The sequence below is a fragment of the Streptomyces sp. NPDC059785 genome, assembly GCF_042732375.1.
GTDB lineage: Bacteria > Actinomycetota > Actinomycetes > Streptomycetales > Streptomycetaceae > Streptomyces.
Window position 1 is genome coordinate 23,300 of sequence record NZ_JBHWHV010000052.1, and the last position, 21,606, is coordinate 44,905.

General features: G+C 71.8%; 19 protein-coding genes and 2 pseudogenes. 12 read left to right on the forward strand and 9 right to left on the reverse strand.

Going from position 1 to position 21,606, the window contains the following annotated elements:
* Positions 1-97: 97 nt before the first annotated feature.
* Entirely contained in the window at positions 98-1,255 is a 1,158-nt protein-coding gene (locus ACFV6E_RS31720) for an ROK family transcriptional regulator (protein ID WP_385172306.1), read from the forward strand.
* A 68-nt stretch (positions 1,256-1,323) separates the two neighbouring features.
* Here ACFV6E_RS31720 and ACFV6E_RS31725 read toward each other — a convergent pair whose 3' ends face one another.
* The 3 genes from ACFV6E_RS31725 to ACFV6E_RS31735 form a co-directional block, all read right to left on the reverse strand.
* Positions 1,324-3,045 (reverse strand): MFS transporter, encoded by a 1,722-nt coding sequence (locus ACFV6E_RS31725; RefSeq protein WP_385466299.1) that lies wholly within the window; start codon positions 3,043-3,045, stop codon positions 1,324-1,326.
* Positions 3,046-3,148: 103 nt separating this feature from the next.
* Positions 3,149-3,628, reverse strand: a complete 480-nt coding sequence (locus ACFV6E_RS31730) for a MarR family winged helix-turn-helix transcriptional regulator (protein ID WP_385466302.1) — start codon at positions 3,626-3,628, stop codon at positions 3,149-3,151.
* 127 nt (positions 3,629-3,755) lie between these two features.
* On the reverse strand, positions 3,756-4,346 hold the full coding sequence (locus ACFV6E_RS31735) for a TetR/AcrR family transcriptional regulator (RefSeq protein WP_385177682.1): 591 nt from the start codon (positions 4,344-4,346) through the stop codon (positions 3,756-3,758).
* A 171-nt stretch (positions 4,347-4,517) separates the two neighbouring features.
* On the opposite strand from ACFV6E_RS31735, the gene ACFV6E_RS31740 reads away from it, so the two are divergent.
* From ACFV6E_RS31740 to ACFV6E_RS31755, 4 genes are all read left to right on the forward strand, one after another.
* On the forward strand, positions 4,518-5,018 hold the full coding sequence (locus ACFV6E_RS31740; protein WP_385466305.1) for a MarR family winged helix-turn-helix transcriptional regulator: 501 nt from the start codon (positions 4,518-4,520) through the stop codon (positions 5,016-5,018).
* Positions 5,019-5,072: 54 nt separating this feature from the next.
* The gene (locus ACFV6E_RS31745) at positions 5,073-6,755 is read left to right on the forward strand and encodes an MDR family MFS transporter (RefSeq protein ID WP_385466356.1); all 1,683 of its coding nucleotides are present in this window, start codon (positions 5,073-5,075) and stop codon (positions 6,753-6,755) included.
* A 128-nt stretch (positions 6,756-6,883) separates the two neighbouring features.
* On the forward strand, positions 6,884-7,663 hold the full coding sequence (locus tag ACFV6E_RS31750) for an SAM-dependent methyltransferase (RefSeq protein ID WP_385177151.1): 780 nt from the start codon (positions 6,884-6,886) through the stop codon (positions 7,661-7,663).
* A 94-nt stretch (positions 7,664-7,757) separates the two neighbouring features.
* Positions 7,758-9,161 (forward strand): hydrolase, encoded by a 1,404-nt coding sequence (locus ACFV6E_RS31755; protein ID WP_385177153.1) that lies wholly within the window; start codon positions 7,758-7,760, stop codon positions 9,159-9,161.
* A gap of 69 nt (positions 9,162-9,230) precedes the next feature.
* Here the strand turns inward: ACFV6E_RS31755 and ACFV6E_RS31760 are convergent, their stop codons facing one another.
* Together ACFV6E_RS31760 and ACFV6E_RS31765 are read right to left on the reverse strand one after the other, a co-directional pair.
* Positions 9,231-10,823: a PfkB family carbohydrate kinase gene (locus tag ACFV6E_RS31760; protein ID WP_385177155.1), complete on the reverse strand. Its 1,593-nt coding sequence runs from the start codon at positions 10,821-10,823 to the stop codon at positions 9,231-9,233.
* Positions 10,813-12,381, reverse strand: a complete 1,569-nt coding sequence (locus ACFV6E_RS31765) for a carbohydrate kinase family protein (protein ID WP_385466308.1) — start codon at positions 12,379-12,381, stop codon at positions 10,813-10,815. Before ACFV6E_RS31765 ends, ACFV6E_RS31760 begins: the two co-directional genes overlap by 11 nt.
* Before the next feature lie 153 nt (positions 12,382-12,534).
* Here ACFV6E_RS31765 and ACFV6E_RS31770 point away from each other — a divergent pair, with 153 nt between their 5' ends.
* The 4 genes from ACFV6E_RS31770 to ACFV6E_RS31785 all read left to right on the forward strand — a co-directional run bounded on the left by ACFV6E_RS31770 (position 12,535) and on the right by ACFV6E_RS31785 (position 15,389).
* Positions 12,535-12,960: a helix-turn-helix domain-containing protein gene (locus tag ACFV6E_RS31770; protein ID WP_385466311.1), complete on the forward strand. Its 426-nt coding sequence runs from the start codon at positions 12,535-12,537 to the stop codon at positions 12,958-12,960.
* 188 nt (positions 12,961-13,148) lie between these two features.
* Positions 13,149-13,922: an ANTAR domain-containing protein gene (locus ACFV6E_RS31775; RefSeq protein ID WP_385466314.1), complete on the forward strand. Its 774-nt coding sequence runs from the start codon at positions 13,149-13,151 to the stop codon at positions 13,920-13,922.
* Positions 13,923-14,091: 169 nt separating this feature from the next.
* Positions 14,092-14,355, forward strand: a complete 264-nt coding sequence (locus tag ACFV6E_RS31780; RefSeq protein ID WP_385177163.1) for a GlsB/YeaQ/YmgE family stress response membrane protein — start codon at positions 14,092-14,094, stop codon at positions 14,353-14,355.
* Positions 14,356-14,663: 308 nt separating this feature from the next.
* Positions 14,664-15,389 carry a PepSY domain-containing protein gene (locus ACFV6E_RS31785; protein WP_385466317.1) on the forward strand — a complete coding sequence of 242 codons (726 nt, stop codon included), beginning with the start codon at positions 14,664-14,666 and terminating at the stop codon, positions 15,387-15,389.
* Positions 15,390-15,501: 112 nt separating this feature from the next.
* Here ACFV6E_RS31785 and ACFV6E_RS31790 read toward each other — a convergent pair whose 3' ends face one another.
* Positions 15,502-15,987: a carboxymuconolactone decarboxylase family protein gene (locus ACFV6E_RS31790; protein ID WP_385177716.1), complete on the reverse strand. Its 486-nt coding sequence runs from the start codon at positions 15,985-15,987 to the stop codon at positions 15,502-15,504.
* 288 nt (positions 15,988-16,275) lie between these two features.
* Here ACFV6E_RS31790 and ACFV6E_RS31795 point away from each other — a divergent pair.
* Positions 16,276-17,286, forward strand: a pseudogene (locus tag ACFV6E_RS31795) (RNA polymerase sigma-70 factor).
* A 41-nt stretch (positions 17,287-17,327) separates the two neighbouring features.
* Here ACFV6E_RS31795 and ACFV6E_RS31800 read toward each other — a convergent pair.
* From ACFV6E_RS31800 to ACFV6E_RS31810, 3 genes are all read right to left on the reverse strand, one after another.
* Positions 17,328-17,891, reverse strand: coding sequence for a GrpB family protein (locus ACFV6E_RS31800; protein WP_385466320.1), 564 nt, complete (start codon positions 17,889-17,891; stop codon positions 17,328-17,330).
* 96 nt (positions 17,892-17,987) lie between these two features.
* Complete coding sequence (locus tag ACFV6E_RS31805) at positions 17,988-18,482, reverse strand: GNAT family N-acetyltransferase (protein WP_385177710.1); 495 nt, start codon at positions 18,480-18,482, stop codon at positions 17,988-17,990.
* A 7-nt stretch (positions 18,483-18,489) separates the two neighbouring features.
* The gene (locus ACFV6E_RS31810) at positions 18,490-18,954 is read right to left on the reverse strand and encodes a MarR family winged helix-turn-helix transcriptional regulator (RefSeq protein WP_385177718.1); all 465 of its coding nucleotides are present in this window, start codon (positions 18,952-18,954) and stop codon (positions 18,490-18,492) included.
* A 195-nt stretch (positions 18,955-19,149) separates the two neighbouring features.
* On the opposite strand from ACFV6E_RS31810, the gene ACFV6E_RS31815 reads away from it, so the two are divergent.
* The gene (locus ACFV6E_RS31815) at positions 19,150-20,601 is read left to right on the forward strand and encodes an MFS transporter (protein ID WP_385177708.1); all 1,452 of its coding nucleotides are present in this window, start codon (positions 19,150-19,152) and stop codon (positions 20,599-20,601) included.
* Positions 20,602-20,684: 83 nt separating this feature from the next.
* Positions 20,685-21,603 (forward strand): annotated as a pseudogene (locus ACFV6E_RS31820) (aldo/keto reductase); the annotation flags it as partial.
* Positions 21,604-21,606 lie beyond the last annotated feature (3 nt).

Genomic DNA, 21,606 nt, shown 5'->3' on the forward strand with positions numbered 1-21,606 from the left:
GCCGCGGGCACGGCCACCGCCGTAATTAGTAAACTGCTCAGCAATATCCAGCGAGCTTTCCCGGCGGCGGGCACGGACGATCTCAGGGAGCACCAGCATGGCGACGACCGGAACAGACCTGGCCCGGATGCGCGAGATGAACCAGCTCTCCATCGTGTGGGCGCTGCGGGGCAATCCGCCCTCGACGGTCACCGAACTCGCGGGCCGGGCCGGGCTGTCCCGGCCCGCCGCCGACGTCCTGGTGCAGGCCCTGGTCGCCGACGGCTGGGCGGAGGTCGAGGAACCGGGGGCCAGCAGCGTGGTGGGGCGCCCCGCGCGCCGCTTCCGGTTCCGGGCCCGGGCCGGGCACGTCCTCGGCATCGACGTCGGCGTGCACAAGATCCTCGTCATGCTGAGCGATCTGGAGGGCGGTCTCGTCCGGACGGTGCGCCGCCCCGTCACCCCGGAGGCGGCGCCCGAGGCACGGCTCGCGGCCGTGGACCGAGTCATCGACGAGGTTCTTCGAAGCGCCGGTATGACACCCGACGACATCTGGGCGGTGACGGTCGGGGTGACGGGACCGGTCGACGACACCGGGCGCACCACCCTGTTCACCCCGCTGCCCGGCTGGCACACCACCGACCCGGCCGCCCATCTCGGCAGCCGCTTCACCTGCCCCGTCCAGGTCGAGAACGACTGCAAGCTGGCCGCCGTGGCGGAACGCTGGAAGGGAACCGCCCAGGACGCCGACGACATCGTCTTCCTGCTCGCGGGCCTGCGCACCGGCGCGGGCCTGATCCTCGACGGCACCCTGCGCCGGGGGCACGGCGGCGCCGCCGGCGAGATCGGCGCCCTCAAGGCGGTGCGCTGGCTCGCCGCCCCCGCCCACCTGGAGAACTGCCCCGGCGTACCGGCGACGGCCGCGCCCGGGGAGGCGGCGGCCTGGGTCTTCCAGGCGGCCCGGGACGGCGACCGCGACGCGAAGACCGCCGTACGGCGCTACACCCGCGACCTGGCCGTGGGAGTCGCCGCCCTGGTCCTCGCCCTCGACCCGCAAGTCGTGGTGTACGGCGGCGGGTTCTCCCGCTCCGCCGACGTGGTCCTCGATCCGCTGCGCCGGGAACTGACCAAGCACTGTCTGCGGCTGCCGGAGCTGCGGACCTCCACCCTCGGCGACGAGAGCGTGGCCCTGGGCGCGGTGCGCCTGGCGCTCGACGAGGTCGACAGCCGGCTGCTGGGCGACGGCCTGGCGGCGCCCACCGCGCCGAGGCGGTGAGGAGGGCCGCGTACATGAGTGATCCGCCGGTCCACGGGCCGGCGGATCACTCATGTACGCGTCGTGTGTCAGGCCGTGCCGGCGCGCAGCTCCCGCAACGAGTCGGTGGTGAGCGGGCGGGGGGTGTGGTCGGGGTCGACGAGGACCACGGTGCAGGTGGCGGCGTGGGCGAGGGCCGTGGTGAGACTGCCGTCGGCGAACTGGGTGAGCGGGCCGCGCGGCGAGCGTCCGATGGCGATGACGCGCGCGCCCGTGCGTTCGGCGTGCTCGGCCAGGACCCGGCCCGCCGCGGCGTGGTCGCCGACGCTCTTCAGGACCTGTCCCGTGGCGGCGATGCCGTGGGCGGCGAGCCGGTCGAGGTGGGCCCTGACCGCCGCGCGGGCCCGGTCGTCGGTCTCCGTGTCGGCGGCCTGCCCCTCGACGACCGCGGTCTGCTGGACATGGACGACTTCGAGGGGGCTGCCGGTGTCGCGGGCCAGCCGCGCGGCGGCGTCGACGATGACGGGCGCCTTGTCGTGGTGGCCGACGGCGACGAGGACATGGGCCGTGCCCTCCGCGACCTTCCCGCCGACGGGGGTGAGGGTGGGGGTGACGGGCTCCGCCTCGTCGGTGTCCTCCTCGGCGGCGCGCAGCAGCTTGTGGCCGCTGGCCAGGACCGGGATGGCGAGCACGAAGGTGGCGGCGCCCAGGTAGAAGGGGACGCTGAGGCCGCCGGCGCCGGCGAGCTTGCCGGCCGCGTACGGGGCCAGGCCGCCGCCGATGAAGCGGACGAAGCCGTAGGCCGACGACGCCACGGGCCGCTCGACCGGCGAGACGAGCATGACGGCCTGCGTGGTGAGGGTGTTGTTGATGCCGATGAAGACGCCGCTCACGATCACGGCCACGATCACGACGGCCGGGGCGTCGACGCCCGCGGCGATGACCGCCATCACGATGCCGAGGCCGAGCAGGTTGGCGTAGAGCACGGGGGCGGTGCCGAAGCGGTTCTGTAGACGCGGCGCGAAGAACACGCTGAACAGGGCGACCAGCAGCCCCCAGCCGGTGAAGACCAGGCCGAGCTGATGGGCGTCGAGCTCCATCGGGTACGGGGCGTAGCCGAGCATGGTGAAGAAGCCCCAGTTGTACAGCAGGGCCATGATGCCCATGGTCAGCAGCCCGCGGTGGCGCAGCGCGGTGAGCGGGGCGAGCGGTGAGGTGGGCTTGGCCGGCTTGGGCAGCGAGGGTACGAAGGCGATCGTCGCGACGAGCGCGATGGCCATCAGGCAGGCGACGCCGAAGAAGGGACCGCGCCAGCTGATCGAGCCCAGCTCCCCGCCGAGGAGCGGGCCGACGGCTATGCCGAGGCCGAGGGCGGTCTCGTACAGGATGATCGCGCCGCCGAAGCCGCCGCTGGCCGAGGCGACGATCACGGCCAGGGAGGTGGCGATGAACAGGGCGTTGCCCAGGCCCCAGCCGGCCCGCATGCCGACGATGCCGTTGATGGAGCCGGACGCGCCGGCCAGGGCGGCGAAGACGACGATGACCGCGAGGCCGACGACGAGGGTGCGCTTGGCACCGATCCTGCTGGAGACCCAGCCGACGATCAGCATCGCCACGGCGGTGACGATCAGATAGCTGCTGAACAGCAGGGAGACCTGGCTCGGGCTGGCGTGCAGGTTCTCGGCCAGGGCGGGCAGGATCGGGTCCACGAGGCCGATGCCCATGAACGAGATCACACAGGCGAAGGCCACGGCCCAGACGGCCTTCGGCTGCCTGAAGGGACTCGCGGCCTTTCCGTGCGAAGCACTCATTGTGCTCCCTTTCTAGAGGTGTTCCAGAAGTGCGGCGGGCGTACGAGGGCGGCGGGGGACGGTGCGGTGCGAGGGGGTGTGGCGGGCGTCGGGAAAGGACCGGTCAGGTGCCGGTCCGCCGGTTCCGGACGGCGCGCGCGAGCGCGGGCAGGGCCTGCCGCACGGCCTGCCGTTCGGCTTCGGTGAGCTCTCCGGTCAGTTGCCCGAGCGCGTGCGCGCGCTCGGCGCGGCGCTCCCGGAAGAGTTCCGCCCCGGCGTCCGTGGCCGCCACGAGGACGCCCCGGCCGTCGGTGAGGTCGGCGGTGCGCCGGACCAGACCGGCCCGTTCCATGCGGGTGATGAGCTGGGTCATGTTCGGCTGGGAGGCGCGCTCGGCGCGGGCCAGGTCGGTCAGCCGGTGCGGTCCCTCGCGGCCGAGCCGGCCCAGTACCGAGGAGGCCGCGATGCTCAGGCCGCCGGCGGTGGCGCTGTGCCGCACGTAGCGGACGAGCTGCTCCACGGCGGTGAGCAGTTCCTCCGACTCGGACCCCGGCTCGAACTCCGGCTTCGGCTCAGGTGCTCCGTCCGGGACTTGGGAATCCATAACCCGCTTATGCATAACGGCATTATGCAGATAGATGTAGCGTGAATCAATAGGGTGGGCCCGCTCGCCCCTTCGTGGTCGGCGGTCGGCGGTCGGCGGTCTGCGGTCTGCGGCTGGTGGTCGGTGGTCAGCGGTCGGCGAAGCCCTGGCCGGCCTGCTCGAAGCAGGTCCGGGCGAGCCGCATGAGGCGGTCGAAGCCGTCGCCGGGGGACCACAGGGTGTAGGCCGTGGTCATCGCGGCCTGGGCCGAGTTGAGGGCGAGTTCCGCGTAGAGCTCGTCGCCCGGCCGGGTGCGGCCCGCGACCCAGTCCCGCAGCTCGCCCTTGAGGCGCGCCGCGTGCTCGCGGGAGGAGTCGGCGAGCGTCGGCGACTCGGTCATCAGCCGCTTCTGGGTCGCCAGGCGGTCGGAGAAGGTGGCCAGGTAGTCGAGGTAGACGGCCTGGAGGGACGTCCACAGCGGCTCCCGCTCGGGGCGCCCGGCCATGAGCGAACGCCAGCGCTCGAAGTCCTCCGGTGCCGGGTCGAGGACGATCGCCTCCTTGGAGGCGAAGTAGTTGAACAGCGTGGTCCGGGACACGCCCGCCGCCTCGGCGATCTCGTCGAGGCTGACGGAGTCGAAGTCGCGCTCGCCGATCAGCCGGAGGGCCGCGTCGCGAATGGCCTGCCAGGTGGCGAGCTTCTTGCGCTCCCGCAGCCCCATCCCGGTCTCGTTGTGCATACCCGCACTCTAAGGAGCATGTCGGACCCGCTCCAATTCAGTGCTCGCGGGTCCGGTGCGGTGCCGTGACGCACTCTTCTGCCCATCTGCACTCGGGCCAAACTTGCATTCAGTCCAACATCGCGCCTATGGTTGCCCTAAGCAATTAAATCGAGGGGTGCGGGGGGAACCATGAGCGGCGCTGCGCAGCAGGGGGCTCTCGGTGACGTCGTCCGGCAGTTCGCGGCGATCGCCGCCATCCGGCGACGGCTGGTGCGCGAGCTGCCCCAGGGGCTGGGCAACGGCTCCGCCGTGCTGGCCGCGGTCGCCCACTGCGGTGAGACCCGGCTGCGCGAACTCGCCCACCACCTGGACTGCGACCTCTCCGTGGTGAGCCGGCAGGTGGCCCATCTGGAGCAGCAGGGCGCGGTGGTGCGCCGCACCAACCCGGACGACCGCCGCTCCAGCCTGGTCAGCATCACTCCCCGCGGCCGCGGCATGGTCGACGCGCTCCTGAAGGTCCACACGGACCTGATCGCCGCCGCCACGGCCGACTGGTCACCGCAGGAACTGGCCACCCTCACCCACCTGCTCGAACGCTTGCAGAACGGTCTGTCACGGCGGATGCACAGCGAAGAACCCGCTCCCGCGGCCGTGCGGGAGAACCGACACACAGCCAGGGAAAGGCTTTAAGTGGCACAGCAAGGGAGTACGGGCGTCGCCGACGCGCGTACCGACGACGGTCCGATGTCGCACCGGCAGATCATGGAGGCCCTCTCCGGCCTTCTGCTCGGCCTGTTCGTGGCGATCCTGTCCAGCACGGTCGTGTCCAACGCCCTGCCGCGGATCATCTCCGACCTCGACGGTACCCAGTCCGCCTACACATGGGTGGTGACCAGCACCCTGCTGGCGACCACCGTGTCCACCCCGATCTGGGGCAAGCTCGCCGACCTGACGAGCAAGAAGCTGCTCGTGCAGCTCTCCCTGGTGATCTTCATCGTGGGCTCTGCCGCGGCCGGTCTGTCGCAGAACACCGGCATGCTCATCACCTTCCGGGTGGTGCAGGGTCTGGGCGCCGGCGGTCTGACCGCCCTCGCGCAGGTCATCCTCGCCTCGATCATCCCGCCGCGGGAGCGCGGCCGGTACAACGGCTATCTCGGTGCCGTCATGGCGCTCGGCACCATCGGCGGCCCGCTGCTCGGCGGCGTCATCGTCGACACCTCGTGGCTGGGCTGGCGCTGGTGCTTCTACGTCGGCGTGCCCTTCGCGCTGGCCGCCCTGGTCGTCCTCCAGCGCACCCTGCGGCTGCCGCTGGCCACCCGTGACGTCAAGGTCGACTACCTGGGCGCCGTCCTCGTCGCCGCCTCGGTCTCCCTGCTGCTGATCTGGGTATCCCTCGCGGGCGACAACTTCGACTGGTGGTCCTGGCAGACGGTCGCCATGGTGCTCGGCGCCCTCGTCCTGGCCGCGGTGTTCGTCCTGGTGGAGCTGCGGGCGGCGGAGCCGATCATCCCGATGCACCTGTTCCGCAACGCCACGCTGACCCTGTCGGTGGTCGCCAGCCTCGCGGTCGGTACCGCGATGTTCGGCGCGACGGTGTTCCTCAGCCAGTACTTCCAGATAGCCCGCGGCGACTCGCCGACCATGGCCGGTGTGATGACCCTGCCGATGATCATCGGCCTCGTGGGCTCCTCCACCGTCGTCGGCCGGCTCATCACCGCCTCCGGCAAGTGGAAGCGGTACCTGATCACCGGCGGCATCCTGCTCATCGTGGGCCTGGCCCTCATGGGCACCGCCCGCGCCGACACCGCCTACGGCCTGCTCGCCGTCTACATGTTCCTGATCGGCTGCGGCGTCGGCATGACGATGCAGAACCTGGTCCTCGCCGTCCAGAACACCGTGCCCATGCACGAGCTCGGCGCGGCCAGCTCCGTCGTCGCCTTCTTCCGTACGCTCGGCGGTGCCATCGGCGTCTCCGTCCTCGGCGCCGTCCTCGCCTCCAAGGTCACCGCCTACATGACGGACGGCCTGGCCGCCCTCGGCGTCAAGACCTCAGGCGGCAGCGGCTCGCTGCCGGACATCAGCAAGCTGCCCGCGCCGATCGCGGCCGTCGTCGAGGACTCCTACGGGCACGCCACCGGCATCATCTTCCTCATCGCCGCCCCGATCGCGCTGGTCGCCCTGATCGCCATCCTGTTCATCAAGGAGATCCCGCTGCGCACCGCCGTCGAGGACACCGCGGCGACCGGCACCGACGGGGACGGCGCCACGGCGGACGGACCGGTCAAGGCCGCCCCGAACGCGAGCGTCGTACCGGCTGTCGCGCCCGGCGTACCGGCTGCCGCGGCCGACGTCACCGCCGACGCCACCGGCGTACCGGCGGACGCGACCGGCGTGCCGGCCGACGGGAACACCCGCGGCTCCCGCTGAACCACGGTCCGCCCCGGTGCGCGTCGCACCGGGGCGGCGAACCGCTGCCGCGTGCACCGTTGCCGGCGAACGGGTGCCGCGGAAAACCGGTGTCGCGCACAGCCTCGCCGTTCCTAGGGTTGCGTCCCATGGACGACACCACCGCCCCGCCGCGGCTGACCCGGCTCACCTACCACGGCCCGCTCTGCGAGGAGCGGGCCGCCGGGATGATCCGCCGGCTCACCGGCCGCGCGGACCCGGCCGCCCCGCTCACCGTGCTCGACATCGGCTGCGGCTGGGGCGAGTTCATGCTGCGCCTGCTCGAAGCCGCGCCCGGCGCGACCGGCACCGGCGTCGACGTCAACGGGGACGACCTGGCCCGCGGCCGCGCCAACGCCGAGGCCCGCGGGCTGGCCGGGCGCGTCCGGTTCCTCCAGGAGTCCGCCGTGGACACCGCTCAGGACCCCGCGGACATCGTGCTGTGCCTCGGTGCCAGTCACGCGCTCAGCGACGCCCGGCCCCCGGAGCACACCACCGCCGCGCTGCGCGCCCTGCGCCGTCTCGTGAAGCCGGGCGGCAGCGTCCTGCTCGGCGAGGGCTTCTGGCAGCGTCCGCCCACGCCGCGGGAGCTGTCGGCCATGTGGCCGGAGGCCTCCGCCGGCGAATTCCACGACCTGTGCGGTCTCGTCGACCTCGCCGTCGACGCCGGCTTCCGCCCCGCCTGGACCGAGACCGCGAACGACGACGAGTGGGAGCACTTCGAGTCCGCCTACCAGGCCGACGTGGAGGAGTGGCTCGCCGCCCACCCCGGTCATCCCCGGGCGGCCCAGACCCGCGAACGGGCGGACCGCCACCGCAGGACGTGGCTGCGCGGCTACCGCGGTGTCATGGGCCTGGCCTACGTGACCCTCGTACCCGTGCACCCATGATCCCGTACGCCCGTGGCGGGCTGCCTCTTCGGGCACCCCGCCCTGCCCCTGCGCCTCCTGACACCCGGTGAGGACCGGATCTAGCCTCGCGGGGGTGAGTTTGTGGACTTCTCTCGAACCTGCCTCCGCCACCGTCGACCCTGGCGCGAGCACGCGCGTACGGCTGCGAGTGCGCAACACCGGTGACGTCGTCGACGAGTACCGGTTCGAACCGGTCGGCGATCTGGCGCCCTGGACCGTGGTGGAGCCGCAGTCGCTGCGGCTGTATCCGGGGACTACGGGGACGGTGGAGCTGACGTTCTCGCCGCCGCGCACCCCGGACGCCACCGCGGGCCCGAACCCGTACGCCGTCCGGATCACCCCGACCGAACACCCCGACGCCGTCACCGTCCCCGAGGGGAACGTGACGATCACGCCGTTCACGGAGGTACGGGCCGAACTGGTCCCGCCGGTGGTGAAGGGCCGGTTCCGCGGCCGGCCCAAGCTCGCCGTGGACAACCTGGGGAACACCAAGGTCACCGCGTCGCTGAGCGGCAACGACAACGGCGACCGGTTGTCGTACGACCTCCAGCCGGCCAACATCCAGATCGAGCCCGGCCGGGCCGCCTTCGTGAAGGCGACGCTGAAGCCCCGGCAGATCATCTGGTTCGGCTCGAAGGAGGAACAGCCGTACGCGCTGGAGCTGCGGCGCTCGGGCACCCCCTCCGAAGAGGTGCAGGGCACCTATGTGCAGCGCGGGTTCCTGCCGCGCTGGCTGGCCACCGTCTTCGGGCTGGTCGTCGCCCTGTCGATCGCCTTCCTGATGATCTGGCTCGCCTACAAGCCACAGGTCAGCAGCCAGGCCACGGAGAAGCTGGCGGAGGCCGGGGCGACCGCGCTGCCGACGCCCAGCGCCTCGGAATCGGTGCCGCTGCCCCAGCCTTCCGCGCCGGCCGCCGAGTCGGCACCGGCGGTCGCCGAGACCCAGGCCGCCGGTGGCGGAGGGGGCGGGGGCGGAGGCGGCGGCGCGTCGGAGACGCCGAAGCCGAAGAAGGAGACCGCGGCGACCGCGGTCGAGCAGCTCGCCGCGCGCAGCGACGGCCGGCACATCTGCTACCGCGCCTACGTCGCCGACCAGGGCTGGCAGGACCCGGTGTGCGACGGCGCCGAGGCGGGCACCGTGGGCAAGGGCCTGCCGATCAAGGCCCTCAACATCGCCGTGGCCTACACCCGAGGCGTCTCCGGAGCCGCCGCCTATGTCGTCGGCGGCTGGAAGGACGGCGACAAGTGGCAGCACGCGGCCAGCGGCGTCGACATGTACCTGGGCAGCACCAAGGAGGCGGACTCCGCCCTGGAGGGCTTCACCATCCAGACCACCGACGGCTCCGTCTGCCAGAACGCTCATGTCATGGACAAGGGCTGGATGGGCCTGGGCTGCACCAAGCCCGGTGAGTGGATCTACGGCGGCAGCCCGATGGACGACCCGCACCAGCTCACGGCGGTCCGCTTCACCGTGTGACCACCCTGTTCCCTCCGTCACGTGACTGCCCGCCAGCAGAGCTGGCGGGCAGTCCGTCGTGCGGGCCCCTCAGACGTGCCGGAAACCGTGGTTGCGCAGGGCCTGTCCCAGCGGCCACAGGGCCTGCGAGATCGCGTTGCGCGGGAAGGTCACGGTGAACTCCGCGGCGGCGGCCGGTACGGAGTCGCAGCCGTCCTCCAGCAGGACGAGTACGCGGTCGACGCCGCGGAAGCCCTGGAAGAGCCCGATCTCGTGGATGACGTTCTGCCGGGCCACCAGGTGACCGTCGCCGGTCGCGTCCTCCGCGGTCAGCACGCACACGGCGAAGCTGCACCGGTGCAGATACTCGGTCAGCGCCTCGGTGACGGGGCGGCTGCCCCAGGAGTCGGACTCGAACGAGTACACCGGTGCCCCGAAGCGCTCCTCCACGAAGGCCTTGACCGCCAGCCACTGCGGGCTCCGGCCGTGCGCGACGAAGACACCGGCCGGGCCCGTGCGCCGGGAGGCGTCCATCGTGCGGATGAAGTTCTGCGCGATACCGGCGAGCTGGCTGTGGCCGTAGCTGCCGACGTAACGGAGCTTCTCCCTGGCCAGCGTCATGCCCAGCAGGGAACCGAGCTCGACCTGCAAGCGGTCCGCGGTCAGTACGGCCAGCAGCCCCGCGGCGAAGACGTCGCCCGCTCCGGTGGCGTCCTCGATCTCGTCGTCGGCGAGGACCACCTGCGGATAGAAGTCGTTGCACACCTTCGTGTCGTCGTGGCGCCAGGAATGGATACCGGTGCGCTGCTTGACGATGACCACGCCGCGGTCGCCGCCCAGCCGGGACAGCAGACGCCCGGCCACGGCCTCGTCGGTGTCCTGCCGCGCGGCCTGCCCCAGCTCCCGGAACTCGCGGTGGTTCAGCAGCAGGAAGTCCGACAGGGCGACCATGGCGGTGATCTCGGGGGTCGCCCGGTGGCTCCACACATGGCCCGGATCGAAACTGATCAGCGTCGCCGGGCTCGCCCGCTTCACGGCCTCCAGGACGGCGAGCAGTCGGCCGGGGGTGTGCTCGTCCAGGAAGGAGGTGACGTGCACGACGCGGGCGGTGGCGAGATAGGCGACCAGGGAGTCGAAATGGGTCTCGATGTGACCGGCCATGGCGGCGTTCGCGCCCGCGTGGGTCAGCAGCGTGCGCTCGCCGTTCTCGGTGAACGCGAAACAGACACCGCACAGATGGTCGTCGTCACGGAAGACGAAGGTGCTGTCGATGCTCAGCAGGTCGAGCTGCTGCACCGCGGAGAGGCCGGGGCCGGGGACCCGTCCGGCGACGCCCACGTAGCCCAGCCGCAGGTCCAGCTGCATCTGCGCCAGCGCGTTGACCGCGTTGTAGGCGGAGCCGCCGAGCGAGGTCTGTAGGGCCGACGGAATGGCCGCCTCCAGCGCGGCGAACACCGTGGCCTCGCCGACCGCGGTCTCGGTGCCCCACTCCGGTGCCGGGTCGCCGTCGTCGAGGAGGTCCGCGATCCTGGCGCTCAGCGGCACCCGGTCGGACCGGCCCGCGGCCGTCGTGTCGTGATCGCCGTGCGTGAGATAGTCCAGGTTCAGTGCGCCGATGCCCACCACGTCCAGCGCGAATCTGCTGCGCCGTGCCGTCTGTCCGCCGGCCGATTCACCGTTCACTGTCCCTCCCCGGGCCCATGAGACCTTCACGGACGAGCATTCGCTCCAATTCGACGAAGACGCTGTCCATATGACCGGGCGGGAAGTCCATCCGGACCAACCCGGCGTTGTTCGACCAGAATTCGCAGCCGTCCTCGGCCAGGATCGCCACCCGTCCGAATCCGTAGTAGCCCTGGAACATGCCGACGCGGTGAACAATGTCCTCGTTCACACGACGCTGCCCGCCCTGCATGAGCCGGCTCGCCGAGAGCACGCAGACGGCGAAGCCGCAGCGGACCACCTGCCGCCGCAGCGACTGCGGGTCGATCCCGCCCGGCGCGGTCGTCCGGAGCAAGTGAACCGTGAGCCGGCAGTCCCGTTTGAGGAACTGGTGCAGTTCCTCCCATTGAGTGTTTTCGTCGTGAGTCAGCAGCACCGCGCGCTGCGGACGGGACGAGGTGGCGGGCGTCAGCGTCTCGGCCGACTGAAGAAATCCGTCCGGATTCACACCGGGGACCACCCTGCTGGCGAGGTGCCGGTGCGTCGCCCGGTGCCGCGCGAGACTCAGACCGAGGAACGAGCCCAGCTCCACCCGGAGCCTGCGGGAGACCAGGGCGGCCAGCACGCAGGCGGAGAACACGTCCCCCGCCCCCGTGGCGTCCTCCAGATCCGTCTCCCGCAGCAGCCCGCCCAGCTGGAACCGCCGGCCGAGGACACCGTCGGCCCCGGAGTGGAAGACCTCGACCATGTCGTACCGCTTGGTGACGAACAGCGTGCAGCCCGGTGCGCACTGGGACAGCACCCGGCGGGACAGCGCGTCGTCCGACTCGCCGGGCGCGTAGTCGGCCAGCACCTTGAACTCCCGGTGGTTCACGAACACCAGGTCACTGACGGCGAGGATGCCGTCGATGGCCCGGGTGCGGTGAGCGGCCCAGTCGTATCCGGGATCGAAACTGATCAGCAGGTCCGGATTGAGCGCGCGCGCCTGGCGCAGCAGGTCGAGCAGGAGCGGCGGCGTCACCTCGTCGAGGAAGGACGTCACGTGCACGAGCCTGGCCCGGGCGAGGTAACGGGCGATCAGCCGGCCGTTCGTCCGCAGGTGATCGGCCATCAGCAGATTGGCGCCCGGGTGGGTCAGCATGACCCGTTCGACGTCGTCGAGGTACGACAGGCACACGCCGCACAGCCGCTGCGGATAGCGGGCCACCCAGCGGCGGTCGATGCCCAGGTGGTCCATCTGACGGGCGAAGGAGAGCCCGGCCGCCTCGATCCGGCCCAGGGCGCCCACGTAGCCCAGACGCAGGCCCAGTTGCATCTGGGCGAGGGTGAAGACGGTCAGCCACGCCGACCCGCCCAGGGAAGCGGCGAGGGACGACAGCCCCAGCCGCTCGATGACCCGCGTGATCGTCACCTCGTCGACCGGGCCCTCGGTGTTCCACTCGAACCGGGCGGTCGACTCCGACACCTGCTCGGCCATCCGGTTCGACAGCCGCGTGGCCCCCGCGATCCAGTCGACGTTGAGGGCGCCGAGCCCGACGACGTCCAGCAACCGCTCTTCGTCCCGCTGTTCCCTTTGCATCGCATCGCCCCCGTGCGACCGACGACGGGCAGGTCAGCAGAGAGATACCCCGCTGAAAGATCCTTCATCGCCGTGCGCGGGCTCCGTCGGCCTCGTGGGGAGGAGGCCGTTCGAAGTGATTTGAGGGACAGCCCGGGAGAACCGTGAGCCGAGGTGGCACTGCTGCTCGCGACGTCAGGCGGGAGACGGACCGGCCGGCAGGGGGGCGGCGACGACGGCCAGGACGGCCGCCCGGCCACCGTGCGCCGCGCCGTCGCGTTCATCGACGAGCACGCGCCGCGCGATCTCAGCGTCGCCGACATCGCCGAGGCCGCCCACGTCAGCATCCGCACCTTGCAGTGCGCCTTCCGCCGGCACCTGGACACCACGCCCATGAACCATCTGCGCCGGGTCCGGCTCGCCCACGCGCACGCCGACCTGCTGGCCGCCGACCCCGCCTCCGGCGTCACCGTCACCGTCACCGCCATCGCCACCCGGTGGGCTTCTTCCAGCCCGGCCGGTTCGCCGCCGCCTACCGCGCCGTCTACGGCCGGCCCCCGCACCAGACCCTCCTCGACCGCAGCCGCTGAACTTCGCTGAGCGGACCGACGGCTGCGTTCTCTGCACGTACGACGGCACCTCCTGCGTTTGCGGCATGTCAGCGCCGTACGGAACGGAGCTTCACTGAACGGTGTGCGGCCGATGCCGTAGGCCGCCTCATCAGGCGGTAGGCATCCGCACCCGCACCCGGCGAGCACACCGACGAAGACGCGATCCCGGTCAGGGGCATGCGTACCGGCCCCGCGGACCTGGAGGTACTGCCCGTGTCCACCACGGAGCGCGAATCGCTGATCGCCGAGGCCGTGCCCGACCTGGCCGCCCGCACCTGCGACTGCGACGTCCTGGACCTCCTGCACGATCTCACGGCGCACATGGTCACCCTGCTGGGTGTCCGCGCCGCCGGGACGACGGTCCTGAACGAAGCCGGCGAGGTGGACTTCCTGACCGCCTCCGACGAGACGTGCAGGGAACTGGAGGAGGACCGGCTCGAGCTGAACGAGGGGCCCTGCGTGGACAGCGCGCGCAGCGGCACCGTGCTCGCCCCGGTCGCACTGCGCGGCCCGGGTCCCGGCCCCCGGCGCCGGCCGCGGTTCACCGTGCGGGCGCTGCGCGCGGGCATCCTCGGCGTCGCCGCCGTACCGCTGCGGGCCGGCGAGCACACCCTGGGCACCGTCAACCTCCTGAGCGCCACCCCCGACGGGCCGACCGAGCGGGACCTGCGCCTCGCCCAGGTGCTGGCCGACGCCGCCGGGGCCTGGCTGCGGCAGCGACAGGTACTGCGGACCAAGGACGGGATCCTCGGTCAGGCCGAGGCGGCCCCGGACAGCCGCATCGTGATCGAACAGGCCAAGGGCGTACTCGCGGCCCGGCTCGGCATCAGCGTCGAGGAGTCCTTCGCCCGGCTGCGCGCCCACGCCCGCGCGCAGCAGCAGAGACTCGGCGACCTCGCCACCAGTGTGGCCCGCGGAACCGTCCCGCCCGCCCTCGCCACGGCACTCTGACGCGCCTGCCGCCCCGGTCGCGGTGTGTGATGCGTCGCAGGTGGTGCGGGGGAGGGGACTGTACGAGCGGAGCCGGGGCACTGGTACATCGACAGTCTTGTAGAGCAGACCTGTGGGGCAGTGCTGTCGAGCAGTCCAGTCCTGGAACAGGCGGAGAGAGGCGGAACGCATGGAGATCTCAGGGATCATCACCGCGATCGTGATCGGTATCGTCATCGGCATCCTGGGGCGTCTCGCCCTGCCCGGCCGCCAGCACATCGGTGTGCTGTGGACGATCCTGGTCGGTATCGTCGCCGCCCTCATCGGCACGGCGATCGCCGGTGCCTTCGGCGTGGCCGACACCGACGGCATCGACTGGATCGAGCTGGTCATCCAGGTCGTCCTCGCCGCGATCGGAGTGGCGGGCGTGGAACGCCTCAAGGGCCGCCGCTGAGCGCGGCGTCGGCCGTCCTGCGCCATTGCTCGCGTTACTCACGGGGCGGCGCGACCGTGCGGCGCGTGAGCCCGGCCGAGGAAACCGGCCGGGCTCATCGTCCGTCCGCCGGTGCCACCGCCTTCGGCGTCCGTCCGGTCCATCGAGTGGCGGTACGCCAGGACGACCGAAGCGGTACGGATCCGACGGCTCGTGCGGGGTCGGTGCGGGGCCGTGGCGCGACGCGGGTGCCGGGCGGGGTTCTCCTCCGGTGGTGAGCCCGTGACGGCTGCACTATGTATGGCCCTATGACACCTATGCACCCTTCTGTGCGCCCCGCCCGACGGTACCGGTCCGCGACCGGTGGCCGCCGGGCCGCGGGCCTCATGTGCGCCGCGGCGGTCTGCGCCGCCCCGCTGCTCGCGGGCTGCGGCGGGGGCAGTGACAGCGGCGAGGAGCAGTCGCGCTCCGTCCCCGCCTCCGCCGTCGCCGCCCCCGCCACGGCGTCCCCCTCGTCCCCCGCCTCCGCCTCGTCCCCCGCCTCGGCGTCCGCGACGGGCCGGCTCACCGAGGACCAGCGCGAGCGCAAGGACCTCGTCCCCGCCGACAAGACCGGTTACCGCAAGGCCGCGGACATCGCGACCGGGGAGGTCTCCGGCGGGAAGCTCACCAAGGCCGAGCTCAAGCGCGGCTCCGACCGGAAACCGGTGTGGATGTCCACGGTGGCCGCGAAGGACGGCACGGAGCACGACGTGACCGTGGACGCCGCCTCCGGCAAGGTCATGCGGAACCGTACCGACTCCGACCAGGACGCCGACGACAAGCGCAAGCTCACCGACCGGCTCTCGAAGGCGAAGCTCACCTCGCAGCAGGCCGCCGACAAGGCCACCGGACAGACGAAGGGCACGGTCACCTCCGTCGAACTGGACGACACCGACGACGGCACCACGATCTGGTTCGTCGACGTCGTCACTACCGACGACTGGAACAAGACCACGTACGACGTCAACGCCGCCGACGGCAAGATCGTCCGCAAGCACGTCGACCGCGACTGAACGGCTCGTCCGGCTGTTCCGTCTGTGCGACCGCGGCTCGGCCCGGGGCAACCGCCCCGGGCCATCCGCGGTTCACGTCTGCCGTCTGCCGTCTGCCGTCTGCCGTCGGCGGTCAGTCCGACAGGGCCGCGAACGCGCCGGGGTCGTACGAGCCTCCCGGCATGCGCGTGATCACGCCGAACCGGTTCGAGGCGTTGATCACGGCGATCAGCGAGACCAGCGCGGCGATCTCGTCGTCGTCGTAGTGCTTGCAGACCTCCGCCCAGGTCTCGTCGGACACGCCCAGGTGCGCGTCGGCGAGCCGGGTGCCCTCCTCGGCCAGCGCCAGCGCGGCCCGTTCGGCCTCGGTGAACACACTCGACTCGCGCCAGGCGGCGACCAGGTGCAGCCGGAGCGCCGTCTCACCGGCGCGCGTCGCCTCCTTGGTGTGCACGTCGACGCACCAGCCGCAGCCGTTGATCTGGCTGACACGCAGCTCCAGCAGTTCTTGCAGCGCCCGGGGCAGCGGCGACTGAAGGATCGCCAGACTGACGTTGTACAGCCGCTTGCCGACCTTGGCGCCGAGTTCGTTCGCCATCAGGTTGAAACGGGGTTCCATGGGTGTCTCCCTCACTTGTGATGTCCGCGTCGGCGGACCGACGTGTGTCCGCGTCGGCGGACCGACGTGTGTCCGCGTCGGCGAACCGCGCGGATCGTTCGCGCGGCGTCCCGACGCACACCAGATGCCGGCGCCCCGCGGCCTGTGACAGCGACGGCCGTGTGACGTGCGCCACCGGAATCCGGTGTCACAAAGCCGCGGGCACCGGCATCTTGTGCGTGAGTGAGCGCGCGAGGCGTGCGGAGCGGGCGGCAGGCTCGGAGAGGGCGGGGAGCGGCCATGGACGACATGAGTGACGTGACGGGCGGCGTGACGGGTGAGACGGACAACCTGTCGGGTGACGCCGGCGACGTGACGGGAGGCGCGGGCGACGTCGACGGGCGAACGAGGGGCGGCGGAGGGCCGGTCGCGCACGGCGGGAGAACGGATCCCGCCACCGAGACATTCGTCGCCCACCGCAATCTGCTGTTCACCGTCGCCTACGAGATGCTCGGTTCGGCCGCCGACGCCGAGGACGTCCTGCAGGAAACCTGGCTGCGGTGGTCCGGCGTCGACCTCGACACCGTGCGGGACCGGCGCGCGTTCCTGGTCCGCGTCACCACGCGCCAGGCGCTGACCCGGCTGCGTACGCTCCGCCGCCGCAAGGAGTCCTACGTCGGCCCCTGGCTGCCCGAGCCGCTGCTGACCGCACCCGACGTGGCCGAGGATGTCGAGCTGGCGGACAGCGTCTAGATGGCGATGCTCCTGGTGCTCGAGACGCTCGGCCCGACGGAGCGCGCGGTGTTCGTACTGCGCGAGGTCTTCGACCTGGGCTACGACGACATCGCCGAGGCCGTCGACAAGAGCCCGGCCGCGGTCCGGCAGATCGCCCACCGCGCCCGGGCGCACGTCGCGGCCCGCCGGCCGCGCGGAGCCGTCACGCCGGCCGAGGCGCGGGACGTGCTCGACGCCTTCCACCGGGCGGTCGAGACCGGCGACTTGCAGAAGCTGCTCGGTCTCCTCGCGCCGGACGTCGTCCTGCTGGGCGACGGCGGCGGAGTCGTCCAGGCCGTACTGTCGCCCGTCGTGGGTATCGGCGAAGTCGCCCCCTTGCTGTCCGGACCGGGCAGGTTCGGCGCGGCGGCCGTCCTGCGGCCGGCACCGGTCAACGGCCACCCTGCGCTGATTCTCCGCCTCGACGGCGAGATCGACACCGTACTGGCGCTGCGCATCGACGACGGCCTGATCACCGGCCTCTACGCCGTACGCAACCCCGAGAAGCTGTCCTGGGTCGAACGGGAGACGGCCGTGAGCCGCTGAGACCGACGGCGGCTGATGCGGTGGCGCGGTGCTCCCGGACCTCAGGGCCTGGGGCCGTGTGCGGTTTTCTCCCGGACCGGGACCGAGGGGAGGCCGAGTCGGGCGCGGGCCTGGTCGGACAGTTCCTGGACCAGTTCGGTCTTGGCGCGTGTGCAGGCGGCGGGTACGGTCCCGGCCGCGGCCGGCGATCGTTTCAGGTCGGCGTAACGGGCCGCGTCCCGGGAGTGTTCGCGCAGGTGGTCCCGCAGCAGGCGCTGGTTGCGGGTCGGCCGGCTCTCCGTGGTGACCACGTGCAGGATGTGGGTCCGGCGGCCGTCGGACGCGCGGACGTACAGCAGGCGGTCGGTCATGCCGTTGAAGTGCCGCCGGTATCCCAGCGCCGCCCGCAGGGTCCGGTCACGGGCCTCCACCGCGGCGAGGTCGTCGGCCGCCGCCATCAGGTCGATCACCGGCTTGGCCGCCAGGCCGGGGACCGCGGTGGAGCCGATGTGCTCGATGCCCGTCAGTGTTTCGCGCAGCACGTCCCGCAACTCCGCGATCGCGGCCGCGGCGCGCTCCGGCCACCGGGGGTCGTACTCGGCTGTCTCCACGACCGGTTCGCCCATGGCTGTCAGCGTGACAGGTCGACAGGTCGACAGGTCGATCGGTTGACAGGCCCATCTATTGACAGGCTGACATGTCTGCCCAGCGATGGTGGGGCGTCAGAGTTCGGTGTCGGCCGGCAGGGTGAAGCGCACCTTCTCTTTCACCTCGGCCCCCAGCCGGTCGTAGAACCTGATCGCGTCCGTGTTCCAGACCGGGGTCTGCCACTGGACCCTGTCGAGGCCCAGCTCGCGGGCCTCGGCCAGCACGGCCGCCATGAGCAGGGGGCCGACCTTCAGGCCCCGGTGGCCCTCGCGCAGGAACAGGCAGTCCATGTGGAGGTACTCCGTGCCCTCCCACGTGGACACCTCGGGAGCACACGTGGCGTACCCGATGATCTCGCCGTCGTCCCGTTCCGCGACGAAGCAGCGCAGCCTCGGGGCCGCCGTACCGAACAGGAGCGACTCCCACCGCTCGGCCAGGTCGGCCGGGGGCGGCGCCGCCCGCTCGTACGCGGTGTGTTCGCCGGCCAGCCGGGCGACGGCACGGAGGTCGGCGGCGCGCGCACGACGCACCCTCGCCGAACCGGAAGGCGCACGCTCGGGTTCGCTCATGCGGTCGTCACGCCCCGCTCCTCGCACCCCTCACGCCCCTCGTCTCCGTCGCCCGGCCGCGCGGCCACGGCATGCCGTGCAGCCGCTCGATGCCCGCGTTGAAGCGCTGGAGATAGTCGGCGAAGGCGGCGATGTCCTCCTCCGGCCAGTCGGCCATGATGCGGTCCAGACTGCCGACGATGCCGGCGCGCTCCTCGTCGAGGCGCCGCTCGCCCTCCTCCGTGATGCGGAACTTGCGGGCCATGCCGCCCTCGGGGTCCGGGATGCGCTCGACGAGGCCCGCGCGCATCGCGGCGGCGGTCTGCCGGTTCAGGGTGGAGGCGTCGAGGCCGAAGGCGTCACCGAGCTGTCCGATCGACATCGGGCCCTGCATCCGGATGCGGCTGAGCACGATGTACGCGCTGCGGTCCAGGACACTGCCCTCGCGACGGCCCTTGCCCTTGTGCAGGTGCATGTAGCGGCTCAGCAGCATCTGCTCGAACTCCACCCGGTCTGTGGCCCCGTCCGCCCTGTTCACGTGCCCTCTCCTCCGTGCCGCGCCCTTCGCGAGTACACCCGCAGTCCATCATATGGGCCCTACACATGATGTGGCCGATACATTGGATATGTATGATGCACATTCGCTCGTTCCCGTAGACACGCAGACATTCCATAGAGGAGCTCCACCATGGACGGCCCCCAGCCGACCGCCCGCTCAGGCGCTGTCATCGCCACGCTCGCCCTGGCCGGCACCGTCGCCGCGGTCATGCAGACCCTGGTGACCCCACTCATCGCCGAGCTGCCGCAGATCCTGGACACCACGTCCTCGAACGCGGCGTGGGTCGTCACGGTCACGCTGCTCGTCGCGGGCGTGTGCGTACCGGTGACCGGGCGCCTCGGTGACCTCATAGGCAAGCGGCGGATGCTGCTGGCCTGCGCCGTACCGCTGGTGATCGGCTCCGTGGTGTGCGCGCTCTCGTCGTCCGTCGTGCCGATGATCGTCGGGCGCGGCCTTCAGGGCATGGGCATGGGCATGGTGCCGCTGGGCATCGCTCTGCTGCGCGACGTCGTACCGGCGGAGAAGCTGTCCGGCTCCATCGCCCTGGTCAGCGCCTCCATGGGCATCGGCGGCGCCATCGGCCTGCCGCTCGCCGCCGCCGTCGCCCAGTACGCCGACTGGCGTGTGCTGTTCTGGGGCTCCGCCGGTCTCGCCCTGCTGATCGGCGCGCTGATCTTCTTCGTCGTCCCGGACGTGCCGGCCGGTGCCAAGGGACAGCGCTTCGACGCCCCCGGCGCCATCGGCCTCGCCATCGGCCTCGTCTCGCTGCTGCTGGCGATCTCCAAGGGCGGCGACTGGGGCTGGGCCTCGGGCACCACGCTGGGCCTGTTCGCCCTGGCGGTCGTCGCGCTCGGCGTCTGGGGCTTCTACGAGCTGCGCACCCGTGACCCCCTGGTCGACCTGCGCACCACCGCCCGGCCCCGGGTGCTGTTCACCAACGGCGCCTCCATCCTGATCGGCGTCGGCATGTACGCCTTCATGCTGATCGCGCCGCAGCTCCTCCAGTTCCCCGAGGCCACCGGCTACGGTCTGGGCCAGTCGATGCTGGCGGCCGGCCTGTACCTCGCCCCCGGCGGCGTCATGATGATGATCGTCTCCCCGCTCGGCGGGAAGCTGATCAACGCCCGCGGCCCGAAGTTCGCCCTGATCCTCGGCGCGCTGGTGATCGCCGCCGGGTACGGGCTCGCCCTCGTCCTCATGGGCTCCGCCTGGGGCCTGATGATCGTCGGCATCGTCATCAACAGCGGTGTCGGACTGGCCTACGGCGCCATGCCCGCCCTGATCATGAGCTCGGTCCCGATCTCGGAGACCGCCGCCGCCAACGGCTTCAACACCCTGATGCGCTCGCTGGGCACCACCATCGGCTCCGCCGTGATCGGTGTCGTCCTGGCGCAGATGACCGTCACCATGGGCGGCTACACGATCGCCTCCGAGGACGGGTTCCGCACCGGCCTGGTCATCGGCTGCGGCGTGGCTCTCGTGTCGGCCGCCGTCGCGCTGCTGATCCCCGCCGTGCGCACCGCCGCCGGTGACTCCGCGAGCGAGGGCGCCCCGGCCGAGAAGGCGGCGGCCGGCGCCTGATCCCGCGGCCGGCGCCCGAGCCCACCGACGGAGGGCACCCCCGGGTGCCCTCCGTCTTGCCCTGAAGCGCACTCCAGTTCGTAGGCATCAACTTCGTCGGCACCGCCGACATGTACTCGGCCGGGGAGTCGGGGACGATCGTCGGCAAGGCGCTGAAGGGCCGCCGCGACGACGTGGTGCTCGCGACCAAGGTCCGCTTCCCCATGGGGGACGGCCCCAACAGGGGCCGGAATTCACGCCGTTGGATCGTCCGGGAGGTGGAGGACAGCCTGCGACGGCTCGGCACGGACTGGATCGACCTGTACCAGGTGCACCGCCCCGACCACACCACCGACGTCGAGGAGACGCTCTCCGCGCTGACCGACCTGGCGGGGCAGGGCAAGATCAGGGCGTTCGGCTGCTCCACGTTCCCGGCGGAGGACATCGTCGAGGCGTACCACGTCGCCGACCGCCGCGGGCTGCACCGGTTCCGTACCGAGCAGCCGCCCTACTCGCTGCTCGCCCGGGGCGTCGAACGGCACGTGCTGCCGGTCGCGGAGCGCCTGGGCATGGGGGTGCTGACCTGGTCCCCCCCGGCCTCGGGGTTTTTTGACCGGCCGCTACCGCAAGGGCGAGGCGCTCGACCTGAGCAGCGGACGCCCCACCCTGCACCCCGACCGTTTCGATCCGGCGGCGCCGCGCACCGCCGCGAAGCTGGAGGCCGTCGAGGGCTTCGTCGCCGTGGCCGGGGAGCTGGGCTGCTCGCTGCCGGAGCCGGCGGTCGCCTTTCCGCTCGCGCACCCCGCCGTCACGTCGGTGATCATCGGCCCGCGCACGATGGAGCAGTTGCGGAACACCCTCAAGGGCGCGTCCGTGGTGCTGGACGACGCCGTCCTGGACCGGATCGACGAGATCGTGCCGCCCGGCACCGACGTCTACCCGCCGGACGGCGTCTGGACCCCGCGGCCGCTGACCATGCCCGAGCCCAGGCGGCGCCCCGCCGGAACGCGGTCCGCCGCCTGAACC